The sequence below is a fragment of the Blautia sp. OF03-13 genome, assembly GCF_003460685.1.
GTDB lineage: Bacteria > Bacillota > Clostridia > Lachnospirales > Lachnospiraceae > Fusicatenibacter > Fusicatenibacter saccharivorans.
This window is the reverse complement of sequence record NZ_QTVR01000008.1, coordinates 61,044-80,023: the sequence shown is the minus strand read 5'-3', so window position 1 is coordinate 80,023 and position 18,980 is coordinate 61,044. Positions and strand designations below refer to the sequence as shown.

Below are 18,980 nucleotides of genomic sequence, written 5' to 3'. Positions count from 1 at the left end.
CACTCAAAAAAGCAAGATAAATTTATCCGCCTGATGCCGGACTTTTGCCCGACAGAACCTTATGCAGGATATCCGCAAACGGCCCCATTGCATTTTTCACCTCCTCGACCGTATTCGTCTGCGCACCAACCTCGAGAAGAACAGATCTCGGGCGGAGATGGAGGTTGTAGCGGTAGCCTTTTAAATAGATACAGCGCGAAAAGCCGGGATAATACTGTTTTGCCTCATACTCCATCTGAAAGGAAAATGCAAGGTTTTCCGCCTGATACGGATTGGGCAGGCTTGTCAGTTCGCCGCTTTCTTTCGTGCGGGAAAGGCCGTTGAAAAACATGATCTGCGCGGTCGGCTTTCCGTTGATTTCTGTCACAAGACGTTTTGAACCATTGACCCCGTCCCGGTGCAGGTCGATCACGACCTGAATGGACGGGTGTTCTTCCAGCGCCGCTGCGATGACCGGCTCCGCGTAGTTGTAGGCGCGGCTCCGCTCGAGACAGCCTTCTTTCATGTCAAATGCCTCTGTAATATGAAGCACTTCGTATCCGTACTGCTTTTCCAGAAGCTCCTGCAGATCATCACCGAGGCCGATTACCGTGTCCGCTCTTTCTCCCGGACGGGAATCGGCGAAGGTTTCCTGCGAATGGGTATGATAGATCAGAATCTGCGGGCCTCGGCATTTTCCGGCAGGGTCAGGTCTTTTCCGAGCAGGGTGCTGCCGTCGATCTCGCCCGGCAGGACCGAAGTGTTGGGATCGACAACGAAGAAGCGGTTCAGGAGCGCCTGCGGGTCAGCAAGAAGGTCAGGGGAAATTGTCTCCTGAATCGTGTCGGCCTCCGGGTAGAGAATCTCACGCGGTGCGCCGCCGGTTTCGATGGTCTCCTCCGGGACAGACTGTGGCGCTTCGGGTTCTGCCGTAGATGCCGACTCTCCGGCTGCCGGTTCTGTGATTCCTGTTTCCGTCTGCTCCGGCTCCGTGATTTCCATTCCATCTTTTTGAGTTTCATCTTTTTGAGTTCCATCCTTTTGATCTTCCTCAGTTCCCTGCTCCTTCGATTCTGTCTGCCCTCTTTCTGCTCCCGGTCCCGGATTCGAATCCTGCTTCGCCGTATCCGTTTCCGCTGCTTCTGTCCCGGCAGACAGCTTATTTTCTGCCGTGCTTCCCTCCCGAAGCGCCGGTATCTGATCCCGCACTGCCGCGAGGAGATTTTCCATCCATCCCCTTCCGTCCTCTTTTCCGTCATAAAAAAGAAGCGGCATCATCACATCCACGGATAACTGCTCCGCCTGTGCTGCCGCCCGCTGCAGCAGAACTTTCCCCTCTGAGAAATGATTTTTCCGGAGAACCGCTGCACTGCGGAACAGCAGTATACTGCAGGACAGGAAAAGACATCCCCATCCGAACCATCGTCCATTTCGCCTGGCATTCCACATATTATCACCATATTCATGATATGTTACAGTTCCCCGGAAAATGCCTGATTCATACCTGCCGCAAGAACCCCGGCCAGGCGGCGGACCATCTCGTCGATCTCTTTTGTCGTCACGTAAAGGCTTTCGAGCGCCGGTGAAATGACTTCTCCCAGAAATTCATCCATCTCGGACTCCTCCAGCGATTCCAGAACGCCTGCGACGGCATCGTGGACGATCGTTCCTGCCCCTACAACGGTCGGCACACCGATTCCGATGACCGGCACGCCGAGCGTCTCCTGATTTAAGGCATTGCGGTGGTTTCCGACGCCCGAGCCCGGCCAGATTCCGGTGTCGGCAAGCTGGATCGTACAGTTCAGCCGGTGAATACTGCATGCGGCAAGGGCATCCACGGCGAGAATCACATCTGGATGGGTCTGTTCTGCCGTTCCGCGCAGGATTTCCACTGCCTCCATGCCCGTCTGTGCCATAACGCCGGGAGCAAGGGCACTCACTTCCCGGCCCTTCTTTCCGTAGGTGCGCACCAGATGGCGCGTAACGTTAAGCTGCTCCACCGTCTCCGGCCCGAGCGCATCCGGCGTGATGCCGCGGTTGCCGAGGCCGGCCACAAGAACGGATCCGCACGCTTCCGGCACCATTTCCATCAGACAGTGGGAAAACTCCTCCGCCGCTTTCCGGCTCTCCTCCTCGTCTGCCGTCAAAAGCAGCGGCGCTTCGATCGTCACATACGTCCCTTTCGGCTTTCCCATCATTTTGCACCCTGCTCCGATGTGATTTTCACAATGGTTGTCTGAATTTCCGCCTTTCTTTTCTTCTTCTCAATCTCGACCCCGGAGATCTCCACATGGTCCCTCTCAAATTTTTCCTGATTCTCCATCGCCAGGTCTGTCCGCATCCTATACTTTCCTATCATACTTTTCTCCTTCTCCTGTATTTTTGTTGTAGTTTTTGCAATTTTTCCAAAAATATGTATTGACAAACCATGCGAAATATTATAGGATAATAAAGCATGTTTCAGTGGAGCGCCCGTGTCTGTTCCATTGAATAACATCCCTTAAATCACATTAATTTTAAAAATATTGGAGGTGTACAGTTTGGCTAACATTAAATCCGCAAAGAAAAGAATCCTGGTAAATCAGACAAAGGCAGACCGCAACAAAGCAATCCGTTCTGCAGTTAAGACTTCTATGAAAAAAGTAGATGCTGCTGTTGCTGCAAACGATAAAGAGGCTGCTGCTGCTGCATTAGTAAATGCGATCTCTACCATCGACAAGGCTGCTTCTAAAGGCGTTTATCATAAAAACAACGCTGCCAGAAAAGTATCCAATCTGAGCAAAGCTGTAAACTCAATCGCATAATAAAGATATAAAACAAAGAGAACTTAGTCATACCGTCATGTGGCTGGGTTCTTTTTTTATGCTTACCAAAAGAGTGCGCCGCGACAGATCTTTTGATAAACACAGAACAAGGCGTATCGGCCAGTTTTCCTGTACCGGTACGCCTTGTTCTTTTTATAGCAATCCCCGAAAATAATGCAAAAAATTCAGCACCGCAGAGCGTGAATTACTGCGTCACAGATTTTCGTCGTACCCCGGTACGCCTTCAAATCTGTTCCTTGCAATTCGCGCTCAGCAGCACTGCCTTTTTTGCATTATTTTCGGGTCTTGCTATAGAAAACTCTGCTCTTACGCCGCCCTGCTGTATTTCGTAATCAGCAGCTCCACGCTCAGCAGATCGGAAATTTTTCCCGTCTTCACGTCCTCTTCCATCTGCACGCAGTCATTGACCGCCGCTTTTAATTCCTCCGCCGCATACTGGCGCGACATGGGAATATAGTTCCGCACAACGAAGCTCTGCAGTCCCGTCCGTTTTGCGATCGTCGCCTGATCGCAGTGCTCTGCCAGCAGCTCTTTGACCTGCAGCAGCAGATTGAACTGGCGTGTCAGCAGAAAGAGAATCCGCATCGGCGGCTCCTTTAAAGCCAGCAGATCCTGATACAGATCAAGCGCTTTCCGCTGCTTCTTCTCCGTTACCGCGCGGATCATCTCGAAAATCCGGTTCGTAATCTGCGTTGTGCAGACTGCCTCGATATCCGCCCGCGTGATCACATCTCTTCCCATCGTATAGCTGAGCAGTTTTTCCAGCTCCTGCGAGATATTTCCCATATCCGTGCCCGTCTTTTCCAGAAAATCTTCCATATCCTGGCGCGTGATCTTTTTTCCCTCTTTTTTCATCATGCCGAGTACCCAGGTCATCAGCGTCTTTTCGTCCTGACGAGCAAATTCCACTGCTCTTCCCTGCTTCTGCACCGCCTTGTACATACGGTTCCGCTTATCGACTTCCTCCTCCACGAAGATCAGCACCAGATAATCCGGCAGGGATCCCATGTAGTCTGCCAGCGCGTCGGCTTTGTTTTTGAAAAATCCTGTATTTTCCAGCAGAATCACACGGCGGTCCGCAAAAAACGGCATCGTCTCCGCAAGGTCAATCACTTTGGGAATCTCGGTTCCTCTTCCCTCAAAGCGGGAGAAATTCATCGTGTCGTCCTCCGGCAGCAGTGCGTTTTTCAGCTTGTTTTTATACTGATGCTTCAGATAGGCTTCTTCTCCGTAGAGCAGGTAGGCCTGCTTAAAATTCTGCGTTTTGATATCTTCTAAAATGCTTTTCATTCCATCCTCTTTCTTTTGTTCCGGCAGAAGCACGTTTGCGCAGTGCCGCAGCAGCCGGAGCTTTTGACCATTCAGGAGACGGGAAATTCCACATCCGACCGGTATCCGTGAACCGCCAGGCGGTCACGCTTCAGCTGTACTGTCACGGCTCCATCCACCGGTGTTCCGTAGATATGGCTTTTGCAGGCACGAAGCCGCTCCAGCAGCTCCCGGTGCGGATGGCCGTACCGTCCCGGCCACGCGCAGGAAATCAGGCTGATCTGCGGCTGTATGCGGTTCAGAAATGCCTCGCTCGTTGAATTTCTCGAGCCGTGGTGCGCCACCTTTAAAATCTGGCACCGCTCTGCCGCCCCCAGGACCTCTTCTTCTCCGCTTCCCTCCAGATCTCCCGTCAGAAGTGCGCGGCAGGCACCGCAGGAAAGCTGTAATACAACACTTCCGGCGTTTTCCTCTCCCGTATAGTCTTCGCCCGCTCCCGGATGAAGTACCGATACGGTGAGTTCTCCTGCACGGATCTCGTCTCCCTTTTTTAGATATTCTACCATAATTCCCGCTTTTTGTGCGGCTAAAATAAAAGGATTTTCTTTTTCGCTTCCTTTCATCCACACAGGCAGGAACAGATGGCGGATGCGAAGCGCCGTTTTCTGCTCCCCGATCAGCTCCAGCAGTTCGAGGATTCCGTTCGTGTGATCTGCGTCCGGGTGCGTGACAACAACGGCATCAAGAGCGGCAATGCCGCGCTGTTTCAGATATGGGAGAATCCTTTTTTCCCCGACCGCAGACGCACTGCTGCTCCCGCCGTCATTCAGCATCACAAAACGGCCGCTCTCCACCACCAGCGAATCGCCCTGGCCGACGTCCAGCGCTGTAATGGAAAACGTTTCCCGGGGACGGTAAAAAAGCAGAACACAGGCAAAAAACATGGTAATACCAAAGAGCATCCGCTCCCGCTTTCGTGCCTGCGCACCTTTTCGTTTTGCCCCATCCGGATTCATCTCCCGTTTTCGTTTTCGCACATACAGTATCACCAGCAGACCGGTCAGAATGATTCCATATCCTGCCATCTGCCATTTTTCCGGCTGACCGCAGATCCACACATTTCCCGGAATCTGTGCGACCGCCGCTGTCATCTGCCGCAGAAGTGTGAGCAGGAACCGCGTCGGAAGCAGAACAACACTTCCCGCTTTCACGCTTGCCAGTCCCGCCAGAAGCCCCGCAGCACCCGTCAGCAGCACCGCCGTCATGACAGCTCCTGCAAACAGATTCGGCAGAAACGCAAAGAGCGGAATCTCATAAAAATACCACGCCTGCAGCGGGATCATGACAAGCTGCAGGGAAAGGTACACCATCGCAGCCTCTTTTCCTTTCGCCGCAAGCTTTTCCAACCCCGTTTTTTCCCCGCGTCTCTTCCGTTCCGCCTTCTCCCCCGCCAGAACCGGATAAACCCCGGAAATGGCTGTTACTGCTCCAAACGAAAGCCAGAACCCGCTCTGCTCCAGATACGAGGGGTTTTCCGCCAGCATCAGAATTGCCGCAAGAGAGAGCGCACTTAAGGAATCATACGTCCTTCCCACTGCGACAGCTCCCATCCGCACCGCAAACATCACCACTGCACGCACGGTCGCCGTTCCGCTGCCGGTAAACATGCCATACAGCACCATACCGGCGGCCGCTGCCAGAGATGCGGGAGTTTTCGGCAGATGCAGTGCCATCAGCAGCCGTCGGAGTGCCATGCCGAGCAGCATCAGATGCATGCCGGAAACGGAAATCAGGTGCAGCAGACCGCTCTGCTGATACGCCAGATACGTCTCCTCCGTGAGTTCCGACCGTTCCCCGAGCAGCATCGCAGAAAGCACACCTGCCTCCTCCTCCGGCATCATTTCTTTTAAAACGGCACAGCACCGCTCCCGCTCCAGCCGGAGCGCTTCGCCGAGATTCCACCGCCCGACATCCACAACTTCCTCCCGTTCCGAAATCACGTAGAACGCACAGCCTTTTCCCTCATAATATGTTTTCTCATCAAACATCCCCGGATTGCGCGGGCTTTCCGGCTTTTTTACAGTTCCGTACACCCGCACAGCGGCTCCGACCGGCAGATCTCCCCGCTTTGCGAGCAGATAAATTTTCCCTTTGCTTCCCTCCCCACGCAGCACATACCCGTTGTTGCTGCTCTTTTTCTCATACGTTTCAATTGTCCCTGCAATCCACACCTTCCTGCCCTGCTGCGCTTTGTTTTCGTATTTGGGGTCAGAAAAAGGCGTGCCAAGAGGCACGCCCGCAATCCGCAGCAGCACAAGCACCAGCATGAATCCAAGACACGCCAGGCACATGGGCCGTTTTCTCATGTATCTTTTTCCTCCAGATAAGACAGGTCTTCCTCGTAGAACTGATTGAGTTTCATCGTTTCACGGAAGGTTACATCGCTCTCTCCGTTGATGGAAAACTGCACCTTATCCACCTTACAGTTCGCCGTGATGGAATCCACCACCGCGTAAATCGGAATCTGCTCCGCCACACTCGAAAGCGCAGAATCCTTAAAAGATTTGTCAAAATTCACATAGGCAATCCGATCGGATGTCGTGACACTTAAGACATTCATCGTATCCGGCAGCACTGCATAGTGGCCGTCTTCTTTCGGTCCCTTCATCAGCTGCTCCACCACGACACGTTCCAGCGGAATGTTCGTGCTGTACGGCACCCGCCGCGTCTCTTTCACAAGATGATCGCCTGCTTCATTTGCAAAATACAGTGTCAGCGTCGCATACTGATACTGATAAATTTCCCTTCCGGAATTTTCCAGAAAGCTGTCCGCCGTCATCGTTCCGATCTCGCGTCCTTTGGAATCCTTTAACGGATCCCCGTCAATCAGAAGCGTCACGCGCTCCACCTCCGGAACCTGCACAAAGGTACGCACCAGTCCTGCACGCACCAAAACCTCCTGCGGCCGCGCAAGCTCTCCGTACTCTCCACTTAAGTTCAGCGTAAGGAGCCCGTTCTCCAGCGTATACGTCTTGATGGAAATCCCATTGGAAAGAAGTGCCTGGTTTCCGTCCTTGGCAGGTTTCTCCTGCAGCGCGTCAACCAGCTCCTTGATCAGTTTCTGATCCGTTCCTTCTTTTGGTTCATACGGCTCCTGCACCAGTGTTGTGCCGGTTTTGTCCAGGCAGTACAGGTGATACGCCGACTCCTTCTGGCTCTTCTGCCACTGCCCGCAGCCGCTAAGAAGCAGCACGCCGGCCAGCAGTACGCCAAGTATCCGTTTCATGTGCGCCACCTCCTACATCACGTAATTCAGAGGAATCCGCACGGAAAATGTCGTTCCCTCGTTTTCTTTGCTGTATACACGGATCGCTCCCCGGTGCATGACAATCGCGCTCCGCGCAATCGCAAGGCCAAGGCCGGTTCCGCCGATTTCCCGCGAGTGGGACTTGTCCACGCGGTAGAAACGCTCGAAGATATGCGCAATCGACTCCTCCGGGATGCCGATGCCGGAGTCTGCCACCGTCACGTAGAAATATTTGTGATCCGCATTTAAGGATACACGCACCCATCCATTCTCGTTGTTGTATTTGATGCCGTTTTCGATCAGGTTCGAGAACGCCAGCGAGAGCTTCGTCGCATCCACCTCCGCATTGACCGGGCGGAAGCTGTCGAGAATGAGCTCCACATTTTTCTGTGCGGCAATCGGATGAAGCCGCTTCAGCAGCTGCTCTAACAGCTCGTTGATATTGACCTGGGTGATATTGAGGTCTGCCACCTTTTTATCCATCTTGACCAGCGACAAAAGGTCGGTAATAATCTGGTTTTCGCGGTCGATCTCCGAGGTAATATCCTGCATGAACTCCTGATAAAGTTCCACCGGAACGCCCTCCTGCCCGTTCAGCGAATCCGCCAGAACCTTCATGGACGCAAGCGGCGTCTTTAACTCATGCGAGACGTTCGAAACAAATTCCTGGCGGGAATCGTCGAGCGTACGGACGCGGGTCAGCATCTTGTTGAATGCGTCCGTGATCAGCTCTGTCTCGAGGTAATCCGGAACAGAAATGCTTTCGTCGAGATAGCCGTCGGTGATGTCCTCGATGGAACGGGTGACCTTCTGGAACGGCTTCATCAGAATGCCCGCGAGCAGATAGCCAAAGACCAGCACGAGAAGCGTAATGATCGAAAGAATCGTCATTCCCTTCGTCTCCAGAATTTTCATATTCGCACGGATCTCATCCGTCGAAATGCTGACGAGCATAACGCCGAGCGTCTCCTTCGTCTCGGTATTCTGAATCCGCACCGTCATTTCCAGATAGTTGTTTTTCCGGTCGTACTGGCTCGTCTCCTTGCCCTGAAAGCTCTGGATGACCTCCTGCGAGATAATCGTCTTTCCGCGGTCCATATCGTACGTATCTTTGATGACGCGGAAATCCTGGTCGATAATCAGGATTCTGCCGCCGTAGATATTCGTCAGCATACTGAGCTGTCCGTTGATGACATCCGATCCAGGATCTTCCATGTAATTCTGCTGGATGAGCTGGTTGCAGATAATATCGCACTGATTTTTTACGGTAATGCTGCGCACCGATACCGCACGGTCCTCATAGCTGTTTACGATGCTCTTCTCAAGGATCACACACGGTACAATGCCGATGATCACAAGAATCACCGTGATGCGGAAGCGCAGACTCCGCAGAAACTTCCATTTTTCTTTGTTTTTAAGCCTGGAAATAGTAACCAACTCCCCACTTTGTGTGAACGTACTTCGGTTCACTTGGATTTTTCTCAATCTTTTCGCGCAGACGGCGGATATGTACATCTACGGTGCGCACGTCGCCCGGGTACTCATAGCCCCAGACAATGTTCAGCAGGTTCTCTCTGCTGTACACCTTGTTCGGATTGAAGACGAGAAGCTCGAGCACATCGAACTCCTTCGCAGTCAGATTGATCTCGCGGTCTCCGATGAAGACTCTTCTGCTCTCGCAGTCGATCCGCAGGTCTTTCACCTGTACGACTTTTGCTTTCTCTTCTTTTGGCTCCTGGCGGGCCGCACGGCGCATGATGGCTTGATGCGTGCTTTTACTTCCAGAATGTTGAACGGCTTTGTGATGTAATCATCTGCGCCGTATTCCAGTCCCAGGATTTTGTCCATGTCCTCGCCCTTTGCGGTCAGCATGACGATCGGAACGTTGGAAAATTCACGGATCTGCTGGCAGACGGACAATCCGTCCAGCTTTGGCAGCATCAGATCCAGAAGGATCATATCGTATTCTTTTTCTTTTGCCATGGAGAGTGCTTCCTCGCCGTCGTATGCGCAGTCAACCTCCATGCCGTCCTGCTCCAGGCTGAAGCGGATTCCTTTTACGATCAGTTTTTCATCATCAACTACAAGAACTTTCTTTGCCATTTCTTCTCCTTCTTGTTCTAAACCTCGATAGAACCCCTTATCTTTTCAAACATCTTTCCCTTGATGCCCTCAATGTTCATAATCTCCTCAATCGAACCAAACGGGCCGTTTGCTTCGCGGTAGGCGATGATGGCATCCGCACGGCTCTCTCCGATGCCGGAGAGTGTCATCAGTTCTTCTTTTCCGGCCGTGTTCAGGTTGACTTTGCCGGAACCGGAAGCCTGCTCCGTGCCGCCCGTATTCTGCTGCGGCGTTTCCGTGATTTCCATGTTTTCTGCCTCCTCGCGCGTCCAGACGGTGATCTGCTCTCCGTCTTCGATTTTCCGTGCAAGATTGAGGATTTTTTCTTCAGCATCCGGCAGAAATCCGCCTGCCGCTTCCACAGCCTGCACTACGCGGCTTCCGCCCGGCAGCGTGTAGACACCGGGGGAAGCGACCGCACCGCAGATATAAACCTGCACCGTTTCTTCCGGTGCTGCCTCCTGTGCCTCACGTTTTTCCGGAATGCCTGTGGTTTCTCCGGCGCTTTTTTCGGAAACCGTCTGCTCCTCATCCACTTCCTTCTGATTCCCGAAAACGTTTTCCGCCGTGCTCCCGCCTGTGCTATCTGACAGTTTGTATTCTGTATCCCTGTGGTTGCATCCGCAGAGCAAAAAAACCAGCATCGCCGCCAGTATTTTTGCATGTTTTCTGCCTCTGTCCTGCTGTTTTTTCAATTTCATGCTGTGTACTCCCTTCCGCTTCGCATCTGACGCGCAAGGGTCCCTTGTGTACGCATAACTACGTTTCTATTGTATCGAAGAAACCATAAAAATACAAGTAGAAATCTTAATCGTTATTCCCACTGAAACACTACAATTCCCACAACTGCCACTGCCATGCCGAGCAGCTTGCGCACGGTGAAATCCGTTTTTTCCATACCGAAAAGGCCGAACAGTTCAATCAGCCACGCCGCTGCGAGCTGGGAAATGACGATCAGCATCGCCGCCTTCGCCGGGCCGAGCCCTGCCATACTCCAGATAACCGTGATCGTGATAAACGCGCCAATTGCACCGCCGAGCAGCAGATACCACGGCTTTACGCGGAACAGATCCCCGATCGGCTCCCTCCCGGTAATGCACCATGCCGCAAGACAGACGACAAACGCACTGATCTGCACCCAGCCGGCCGCCAGCCATGTACTCGTCTGTTTCGTCACCTCCGTGTTGAATACACCCTGAATACTCATCAGCGCTCCGGAGAGCAGCGCTGTTAAAATTCCCGCCATTGATTTTTCCTCCTGCTGTTTTTTTATGTACTCTCGGAGTCTTTCTGCGCTTGATTTTACGAGAAGATTTTTTGTCAGTTGTGCCCAAATTTCTGAGGCGTACGCGGTGCGTACGTTGATGAAATTTGGGTGCAGCTGGCGGAAAATCGGCCGTAAAAGCAAGTGCAGAAAGGCTCCGAGAGTACATTTTATACTATTCCTTTTTTCCCCGTTTTTATACAGAACTCAGGGACAGCAGGAAAACAGCCGACCGGTCTCCTGCCTAGGAAACCAGACGGCTGTCTATTTCACATTACTGTAATGCTTTCTCCAGTTTTTCAATCATCTCATCGATGTCATCTTTCGTAATCACAAGCGGCGGTACCATACGAAGAACGTCGCTTCCGGCGGAAATCACAAGAAGTCCGTTCTCAATCGCGCGGTTGATGACTTCTCCGACCGGACGTCCCGTTACGACAAGGCCCTGCATAAAGCCTTTTCCACGGCGTGCTGCGAGGCAGTCATATTTTTCCACCAGCTCGTCCAGCTTTTTCTCCAGATACGGAGCCGTCTCTGCTACATGCTCTACGACATGCTGTTTCTCATAGCATTCAAATACAGCATTGACAGCCGCGCAGGCCAGCGGGTTTCCGCCGTATGTCGTTCCGTGGTCTCCCGGAATGAGCGAATGCTCTGCCGTCTTTTTATTCAGCACGAAGGCGCCGACCGGAACGCCGCAGCCAAGTGCTTTTGCACACGTCATGACATCCGGCTGTACGCCGTAATCCTGCCATGCGAACAGCTTTCCTGTTCTTCCCATGCCGCACTGGATCTCATCGAGGATCAGCAGAATGTCGTGCTCGTCACACAGATCGCGCACGCCCTGTAAAAATTCTTTCGTTGCCGGATAGATACCGCCCTCGCCCTGTACAGTCTCCATGATGATCGCACATGTCTTGTCGGTAATCTGTGCCTTTACGCTCTCCAGATCATTAAAATCCGCAAATTTAATGCCGCCGATCAGCGGTTTGAACGGATCCTGATAATGCGTATTTCCTGTTACAGAAAGCGCTCCAAGGCTTCTTCCATGGAAAGAATGGTTCATCGCGATGATCTCGTGATCGTTGCTGCCGTCTTTTAAGTAAGCGTATTTTCTCGCTACTTTGATGGCTCCCTCGATCGACTCCGTACCGCTGTTCGTAAAGAATACTTTATCCATGCCGGATGCCTTCGCCAGCTTTTCTGCCGCGGAGCCCATCGGCACATTGTAGAACAGGTTGGAAACATGGATGACTTTGTCCACCTGGTCTTTCACTGCTTTTTTATAATCGTCATTGCTGTAGCCGAGCGCATATACCGCGATACCTGCTGCAAAGTCCAGATATGCTTTTCCGTCGGTGTCATACAGATGAACGCCCTCGCCGTGGTCGATCACGAGCGGGAACCGGTTATAGGTGTGGAGCACGTACTGCTCGGTCTGTTCCATATACTCATTCGTCTTCATGATTGAATTTCTCCTTGTTTTCCCCTAAAATCGCCGTACCAATTCCTTTGTTCGTAAAGATCTCAAGCAGCAGGCAGTGCTGGATTCTTCCGTCCATGATGTGGACTCTTGAAACACCGTTCTCAATCGCGTCGATACAGCCCTGGAGCTTTGGAATCATACCGCCACCGACATTTCCGTTGGTGATGAGATCTCTTGCTTCCTGTACGTGGAGCTCGGAAATCAGGCTCTCCGGGTCCTTCGGATCTTTGTATACACCCTCGATATCGGTCAGGAATGCCAGTTTTTCTGCATTTAACGCCTCTGCGATCGCGCAGGCTGCGTCGTCTGCGTTAATGTTGTAGGTGTTGAAATCATCGTCCATGCCAACCGGGCAGACAACCGGCAGGAAGTCGTTGTCCAGAAGATCGTACAGCACCTTCGGATTTACATTTTTGATATTTCCAACGAAGCCGATGTCCTCTCCCTTGGACAGCTTTTTCTCTACGTTTAAGAGACCGCCGTCTTTTCCGCTGATGCCGACTGCGTTGACACCGAGCGACTGAATCATGGTGACAAGCTCTTTGTTGACCTTATTCAGCACCATCTCTGCCACTTCCATCGTATCCGCATCCGTTACACGAAGGCCGTTGACAAACTTCGGTTCCATGCCGACCTTTCCGACCCAGCGGCTGATTTCCTTTCCGCCGCCGTGTACGATGATTGGTTTGAATCCAACCAGCTTCAGAAGAACAACGTCCTGAATGACGTTTCTCTTCAGCTCTTCATCCACCATCGCGCTTCCGCCGTATTTGATGACAATGATTTTGCGGTTGAACCGCTGAATATAAGGAAGTGCCTCGATCAGCACATTTGCTTTGTCCAGATACATCTGATTTACCATGATTTTTTCCTCGCTCTCCTCTTTTGATTCCTGGTTCTGCTGTACCGGAAACACGATTTCCCGGCACGTTTTCGTTGTATTCCCTCAGAATTTCATCCGAATGTTTTTTAAGAACGGTAATCCGCATTAATTTTTACATAGTCATAGGTCAGGTCGCAGCCCCATGCCGTTGCTGCCGCCTCTCCCATGTGGATGTCGGCGATCGCAGTTACTTTCGGCTCGGAGAGGATCTCCGTTGCCTCCTCCTCGCTGTAGTCAACGGCAACACCTTTCGTGATAATCTGCAGTTTTCCGGCTGCGCTCTCAAAGTAGAGATCTACATTTTCCGGATCGAATTTTGCTCCGGAGTAACCCATCGCGCAGAGGATTCTTCCCCAGTTGGCGTCATGGCCGAAGATTGCCGCTTTCGTCAGACTCGATGTGATGACGGATTTTGCCAGTGTCACGGCCTGCTCTTTGCTCTCGGCTCCCTGAATCGTCACTTCGAACAGTGCGGTTGCGCCCTCGCCGTCGCCTGCGATGTGCATCGCCTGTGTTTTATTGACTTCAAAGAGTGCTTCTTTGAAAATCTTGTAATCCTCGTTTTCTTCCGTAATTTCCGGGTTTCCGGCAAGACCGTTTGCCAGAAGGAGAACGGTATCGTTTGTGGAAGTATCACCGTCTACGGAAACCATGTTGTAGGTGTCCGGTACGACTTCGCTCAGTGCTTTCTGCAGCATCTCTTTCGAAATATTGGCATCGGTTGCCACAAAGCTCAGCATGGTGCACATATTCGGATGGATCATGCCGGAGCCCTTGCACATGCTGCCGATCGTTACGGTTTTTCCGCCGATTTCGATCTGAACAGCAACTTCCTTCGGCTCGGTGTCGGTTGTCATGATCGCCTGTGCTGCTGTAGCTGCGGCTTCTCTTGTAGCTGCAAGCTGCGGTTTCAGCATTTCCACGCCGGCTGCGATCTTATCGATCGGAATCTGTTTTCCGATAACACCGGTCGATGCAACGAGAACGGAGTCCTCTGGAATGGAAAGTGCAGCCGATGCTGCCTCTGCGGTTTTTCTGCAGTAGCCATAGCCCTCCTCGCCGGTGCATGCATTGGCGATTCCGCTGTTGCAGACGATTGCCTGTGCGGTTGGATGGTTGTATACAATCTCCTGGTCCCATTTGACCGGAGCTGCTTTTACGATGTTTGTAGTAAAGGTTCCTGCTGCTACGCACGGTACCTCGCTGTAGACAAGTGCCATATCCTTTACGCCCTGTTTTTTAATTCCTGCTGCGCCGCCTGCTGCCTGAAAACCTTTTGCAGCAGTGATGCCTCCTTCAATCTTTTTCATTCTTTTATCCTCACTTTTCGTAAATTCCGTCTGTTGTCTGCTTCTGTCTTTTTTACGGGAACATCGGCGGCATGCACAGGCCTTCGTTTTCCGGCAGGCCGAACATCAGGTTCATATTCTGTACCGCCTGTCCTGCTGCGCCTTTGACCAGGTTGTCCATCGCACCCATCATGATGATTCGTTTCGTTCTCGGATCAATCTTGAAGTTGACATCCACATAGTTGCTTCCCTCGACCCATTTCGTCTGCGGGCAGACATCCTTATCGAGAACACGTACAAACTGCTCGTTGGCATAATACTTATCATAAACGGCTTTAACCTCTTCGTAAGTCACATCTTTTTTCAGGGATGCATATGCCGTTACGAGAATGCCGCGGTTCATCGGAACAAGATGCGGGGTGAAGTTCAGGGTGATCGGGTAGCCAGCTGCATAGGAAAGCTGCTCCTCGATCTCCGGTGTGTGGCGGTGGCCGGCAACGCCGTATGCCTTGATGTTTTCATTGACCTCGCAGTAGAGGTTGTCCACTTTCGCTCCTCTTCCTGCTCCGGAAGTTCCTGATTTTGCATCAATAATGATGGTGTTTCCATCAATCAGATCTTCCTTTAATAAAGGATAAATCGAAAGAGTTGAGCAGGTCGGATAGCATCCCGGGTTTGCCACGATGCGCGCTTGTTTTACTTTCTCACGGTTGATCTCGCACAGTCCGTAAACCGCCTCGTCGATATACTGCGGGGATTTATGCTCGATCTTGTACCACTCTTCATACGTTTTTACATCTTTAATACGGAAATCGGCGCTCAGGTCGATGACCTTTACTTTCGAAAGAATTTCATCATTTACCAGGGAAGCACAGAGGCCCTGCGGAGTTGCTGTAAAAATGACGTCTACTTCCTTTGCAAGCTGCTCCATGTTGTCGTCCTTGCAGACATCGTCTACTAACTGAAACATATTCTGGTAAACCGACGCATATTTCTTATCGATATAGCTTCTGGAACCATACCATTTAATCTCCACATCTTTGTGTCCCAGGAGAATACGCACCAGCTCGCCTCCTGCATATCCTGTAGAACCGATAATTCCTGCTCTGATCATACCTTTTTCTCCTTTTTTCTTTCGCCCGTTTTCTTGTCTTGCCGGACATTTTTTCTTTTCTCTTTATGATAGCTCAATTATTTTCTTTTTTCAATGAAAAATCTTTGTTTTCTGCTGTCATATACCGTCGACTGCATAAGTATACACCTCAAATGTATATTATGCAAGTTTTTTTTGAATTTCTGAAAAAAAGCTTGCATAATCCTGTCGTATGATGTATATTTTAGTCATTGACGATGCACCGCGCATATAGGTGCACGAGAAATCCAAGGAGGATCTTACATTATGAAAGAAAAAGTTGTACTTGCCTATTCCGGCGGACTTGATACTACTGCCATTATTCCGTGGCTGAAAGAGACCTTTGACTACGAAGTAATCTGCTGCTGCATCGACTGCGGCCAGGGAAACGAGCTGGTTGGCCTCGATGAGAGAGCAAAACTTTCCGGCGCTTCCAAATTATATATCGAAAACGTTATCGACGAGTTCAGTGAAGACTTCATCATGCCGTGCGTAAAAGCAGGCGCTGTTTATGAGAACAAATACCTGCTCGGTACTTCCATGGCACGTCCGGTTATCGCAAAGAAACTCGTTGAGATCGCAAGAAAAGAAGGTGCTGTTGCCATCTGCCACGGCGCTACCGGTAAAGGAAATGACCAGATCCGTTTCGAGCTCGGCATCAAAGCCCTTGCTCCGGATATCAAAGTAATCGCTCCTTGGAGAATGACCGATGTATGGACCATGCAGTCCCGTGAAGACGAGCTGGCTTACTGTAAAGCACACGGCATCGACCTTCCGTTTGATGCAAACCACAGCTACAGCCGTGACCGTAACCTGTGGCACATCAGCCATGAGGGACTTGAGCTTGAGGATCCGTCCAACGAGCCGAACTACGACGATCTTCTCGTACTGACCACTCCTCCGGAAAAAGCTCCGGACGAAGGCGAGTACGTAACCATGACCTTTGAGGCCGGCGTTCCGAAGACCTTAAACGGAAAAGAAATGAAAGTTTCTGAAATCATCACCGAGCTGAACAAGCTGGGCGGAAAACACGGCATCGGTATTGTTGATATCGTTGAGAACCGTGTTGTCGGCATGAAATCCCGCGGTGTTTATGAGACTCCTGGCGGAACCATCCTGATGGCTGCACATGAGCAGTTAGAGGAGCTGATTCTCGACCGTGAGACCCTGAAAACAAAGAAAGATCTCGGAAACCTGCTTGCTGAGGTTGTTTACGAAGGAAAATGGTACACTCCTCTGCGCGAGGCAATCCAGGCATTCGTTGATGTAACCCAGAAATACGTAACAGGCGAAGTAAAATTCAAACTGTTCAAAGGCAACATCATCAAAGCCGGCGAGTCTTCTCCGTACAGCCTGTACAATGAGTCTCTTGCTTCCTTCACCACCGGCGATCTCTACGATCACCACGATGCAGACGGATTCATCACACTGTTCGGTCTGCCGCTGAAGGTTCGTGCGATGAAAATGCAGGAGCTGGAGAAAAACAACAACAAATAAGATCTGATCCTATGGATTCCCAAAAGAAAGCGGACTCGCTCCGCTTTCTTTTTTGCATGCAAAAAGGACCCGCCCATTTCAGGCAGGTCCCTTTGTTTATTCGTAATATGCGTCGATTCCGTCCGCAATTCCCTGTGCCATCTTGTTTCGGTAATCCTCGGTTGCCATCAAACGGTCCTCGGAAGGATTGCTCATGAAGCCAAGCTCAATGATCGTGACCGGAATGGTACTCCAGTTGATGCCGCTCATGGAATCGGTGTAAATCACATCGCGGTTCTTCGCACCGGTGTCTTTGCAGAATGCTGCGATCATCTTCTGGGAGAGCTTCTGGCTCTTGCTGACCACATCACCGGAAAGATACGTATTTCTGCTGCTCGGTGCCATCGTGAGTGCTCCGTAAACCGACTGGTTCGAATCTCCGTTCGCGTGTACACGCACGAGAATGTCTGCTCCGTTCTGCGCGGCAAGTTTTGCACGCTCGGAGTTGCTGATATTGACGTCGTGCGTCTCGCGGATCATGTAAACATCGTAGCCGCGCTCCTCAAGGATATCGCGTACCTTTAAAGATACCGCAAGGTTCAGCTCATACTCATTGATGCCGGTTGCCACACCGCATGTTCCGGAAGCAACCTTCGCCTTATAGGTCGATGATCCCGGTCCGATCGGCTCTTTCTCGCTGTTTCCTCTTCTCTGGTGTCCTGCGTCGATTGCCACGCAGATATTTTTGCTGTTCCGGCGGACACCGTTTTTATCAACGTAATAGCCGTCGATGTAGGTATCCTTATAGATGCCGCCCCAGCTTCGGAAGTAATACGTTTTTCCGTCCACTTCCTGCCAGCCGTTCTTGTAAATACCGCCCCAGCTCCGGAAGTAATACGTTGCGCCTTTGATCGTTACCCACTGGCTCTTATACATGCCGCCCCAGCTCTGCAGGTAATACCAGTTATTATCATACCACAGCCATTCACTGTGCATCATTTTGCCGTCCTGCCTCAGATAATACCAGTTCTTGTCATACAGCAGCCAGCCTTCCCCTTTGGGGGTTCCGTTGCTGTCCATGTAATACCAGTCACTGCCCTTGGCCGCCCAGGCGTTCACGCGCATGCCGCCCCAGCTTTCAAAGTAATAATCAACGCCGTCAATCGTCTGCCAGCCGGTACTCATCACACCGTCTGCGTCTACATGGTACGTTCTTTTATCATGCACAAACCACTGATTCGTTCTGAGGCTTCCGTCCTCATTCAGATAGTACCATGTTCCGCCGACTTTTTTCCAGCCCTGGAATCCGGCTCCGCCCCAGCTCTCGAAGTAGTAGAGCGTTCCGTCAATCTTCTGCAGTCCGGTGCTCATCACACCGTTTTCATCTACATGGTATGTTCTCTTGTCGTGAACGAACCATTCATTCGTTTTGACGCTTCCGTCCTCGTTCAGATAGTACCATGCCCCGCCGACTTTTTTCCAGCCTTTGTATCCGGCTCCGCCCCAGCTCTCAAAATAATAGAGCTTTCCGTTGACCATCGAAAGACCCGTGCACATGATTTCGTCTGCATTCAGATAATATCTCCGGTTCAGATGGGTGATCCACTCGCTGGCGGCCATCGTGCCGTCCTCTTTTCTGTATTTCCAGCTTCCGTCCTCCTGTTTCACCCAGCCGGCAGGAAGTTTCTCTTCCGGCTCCTGTTCGTTGTCCTCACCTGGAATCGTAACAGCCGGCGTCTCGTTTTCCGAAGTACCGCTCTGCTCCTGCACTGCCGCTTCCTCATCCGAATTCTGCTCGGAACTTTCCGTCTCATCCTGCTGCCAGGTTACGGCCGTGCCGTCATTTTCTGCTGCGCTTACCCTTGCCGGAAGCGCCCAGCCTCCTGCCGCAACGACCGCTGCGATCAGCAGTGCTGCGATTTTCTTTTTTGCCATCTGGTTTTCCT

Annotated in this window: 15 protein-coding genes and 2 pseudogenes; 2 read left to right on the top strand and 15 right to left on the bottom strand. The window is 51.5% G+C overall.

Going from position 1 to position 18,980, the window contains the following annotated elements:
• Positions 1-22 precede the first annotated feature (22 nt).
• The 3 genes and pseudogenes from DXA55_RS07855 to gpr all read right to left on the bottom strand — a co-directional run bounded on the left by DXA55_RS07855 (position 23) and on the right by gpr (position 2,338).
• On the bottom strand, positions 23-652 hold the full coding sequence (locus tag DXA55_RS07855) for a stage II sporulation protein P (protein WP_242998421.1): 630 nt from the start codon (positions 650-652) through the stop codon (positions 23-25).
• Positions 652-1,428 (bottom strand): hypothetical protein, encoded by a 777-nt coding sequence (locus DXA55_RS17665; protein ID WP_242998408.1) that lies wholly within the window; start codon positions 1,426-1,428, stop codon positions 652-654. Before DXA55_RS17665 ends, DXA55_RS07855 begins: the two co-directional genes overlap by 1 nt.
• Positions 1,429-1,451: 23 nt before the next feature.
• Positions 1,452-2,338, bottom strand: a pseudogene (gene gpr / locus DXA55_RS07850) (GPR endopeptidase).
• Positions 2,339-2,519: 181 nt separating this feature from the next.
• Between gpr and rpsT the strand changes: the two are divergent.
• Positions 2,520-2,783 carry a 30S ribosomal protein S20 gene (rpsT, locus tag DXA55_RS07845; RefSeq protein WP_022462214.1) on the top strand — a complete coding sequence of 88 codons (264 nt, stop codon included), beginning with the start codon at positions 2,520-2,522 and terminating at the stop codon, positions 2,781-2,783.
• Between the two features lie 327 nt (positions 2,784-3,110).
• Here the strand turns inward: rpsT and holA are convergent, their stop codons facing one another.
• The 11 genes and pseudogenes from holA to argC form a co-directional block, all read right to left on the bottom strand.
• Positions 3,111-4,094, bottom strand: coding sequence for a DNA polymerase III subunit delta (gene holA, locus DXA55_RS07840; RefSeq protein ID WP_117813625.1), 984 nt, complete (start codon positions 4,092-4,094; stop codon positions 3,111-3,113).
• Positions 4,095-4,165: 71 nt separating this feature from the next.
• The gene (locus DXA55_RS07835; protein WP_117804122.1) at positions 4,166-6,439 is read right to left on the bottom strand and encodes a DNA internalization-related competence protein ComEC/Rec2; all 2,274 of its coding nucleotides are present in this window, start codon (positions 6,437-6,439) and stop codon (positions 4,166-4,168) included.
• Positions 6,436-7,359, bottom strand: coding sequence for a GerMN domain-containing protein (locus tag DXA55_RS07830; protein ID WP_055227346.1), 924 nt, complete (start codon positions 7,357-7,359; stop codon positions 6,436-6,438). The genes DXA55_RS07835 and DXA55_RS07830 overlap by 4 nt, the downstream gene beginning before the upstream one ends.
• 12 nt (positions 7,360-7,371) lie before the next feature.
• Positions 7,372-8,850: a sensor histidine kinase gene (locus tag DXA55_RS07825; protein ID WP_242998406.1), complete on the bottom strand. Its 1,479-nt coding sequence runs from the start codon at positions 8,848-8,850 to the stop codon at positions 7,372-7,374.
• Positions 8,795-9,483: pseudogene (locus DXA55_RS19235) on the bottom strand (response regulator transcription factor). Before DXA55_RS19235 ends, DXA55_RS07825 begins: the two are co-directional and overlap by 56 nt.
• Before the next feature lie 17 nt (positions 9,484-9,500).
• The gene (locus tag DXA55_RS07815; protein WP_117813624.1) at positions 9,501-10,205 is read right to left on the bottom strand and encodes a helix-hairpin-helix domain-containing protein; all 705 of its coding nucleotides are present in this window, start codon (positions 10,203-10,205) and stop codon (positions 9,501-9,503) included.
• A gap of 113 nt (positions 10,206-10,318) precedes the next feature.
• Positions 10,319-10,750, bottom strand: a complete 432-nt coding sequence (locus DXA55_RS07810; protein ID WP_022462206.1) for a DMT family transporter — start codon at positions 10,748-10,750, stop codon at positions 10,319-10,321.
• A 292-nt stretch (positions 10,751-11,042) separates the two neighbouring features.
• Positions 11,043-12,233 carry an aspartate aminotransferase family protein gene (locus DXA55_RS07805; RefSeq protein ID WP_117801489.1) on the bottom strand — a complete coding sequence of 397 codons (1,191 nt, stop codon included), beginning with the start codon at positions 12,231-12,233 and terminating at the stop codon, positions 11,043-11,045.
• On the bottom strand, positions 12,220-13,116 hold the full coding sequence (gene argB, locus DXA55_RS07800) for an acetylglutamate kinase (protein WP_117813717.1): 897 nt from the start codon (positions 13,114-13,116) through the stop codon (positions 12,220-12,222). Before argB ends, DXA55_RS07805 begins: the two co-directional genes overlap by 14 nt.
• Positions 13,117-13,223: 107 nt before the next feature.
• Positions 13,224-14,447, bottom strand: coding sequence for a bifunctional glutamate N-acetyltransferase/amino-acid acetyltransferase ArgJ (gene argJ / locus DXA55_RS07795; RefSeq protein ID WP_117813622.1), 1,224 nt, complete (start codon positions 14,445-14,447; stop codon positions 13,224-13,226).
• 52 nt (positions 14,448-14,499) lie between these two features.
• Positions 14,500-15,540 (bottom strand): N-acetyl-gamma-glutamyl-phosphate reductase, encoded by a 1,041-nt coding sequence (gene argC, locus DXA55_RS07790; protein WP_022462202.1) that lies wholly within the window; start codon positions 15,538-15,540, stop codon positions 14,500-14,502.
• A 282-nt stretch (positions 15,541-15,822) separates the two neighbouring features.
• Here argC and DXA55_RS07785 point away from each other — a divergent pair, with 282 nt between their 5' ends.
• Positions 15,823-17,055, top strand: a complete 1,233-nt coding sequence (locus tag DXA55_RS07785; protein ID WP_055218598.1) for an argininosuccinate synthase — start codon at positions 15,823-15,825, stop codon at positions 17,053-17,055.
• A gap of 96 nt (positions 17,056-17,151) precedes the next feature.
• Here DXA55_RS07785 and DXA55_RS07780 read toward each other — a convergent pair whose 3' ends face one another.
• A complete protein-coding gene (locus tag DXA55_RS07780; protein WP_117804118.1) occupies positions 17,152-18,969 on the bottom strand; it encodes an N-acetylmuramoyl-L-alanine amidase in 1,818 nt (605 codons plus the stop codon).
• Between the last annotated feature and the right edge of the window lie 11 nt (positions 18,970-18,980).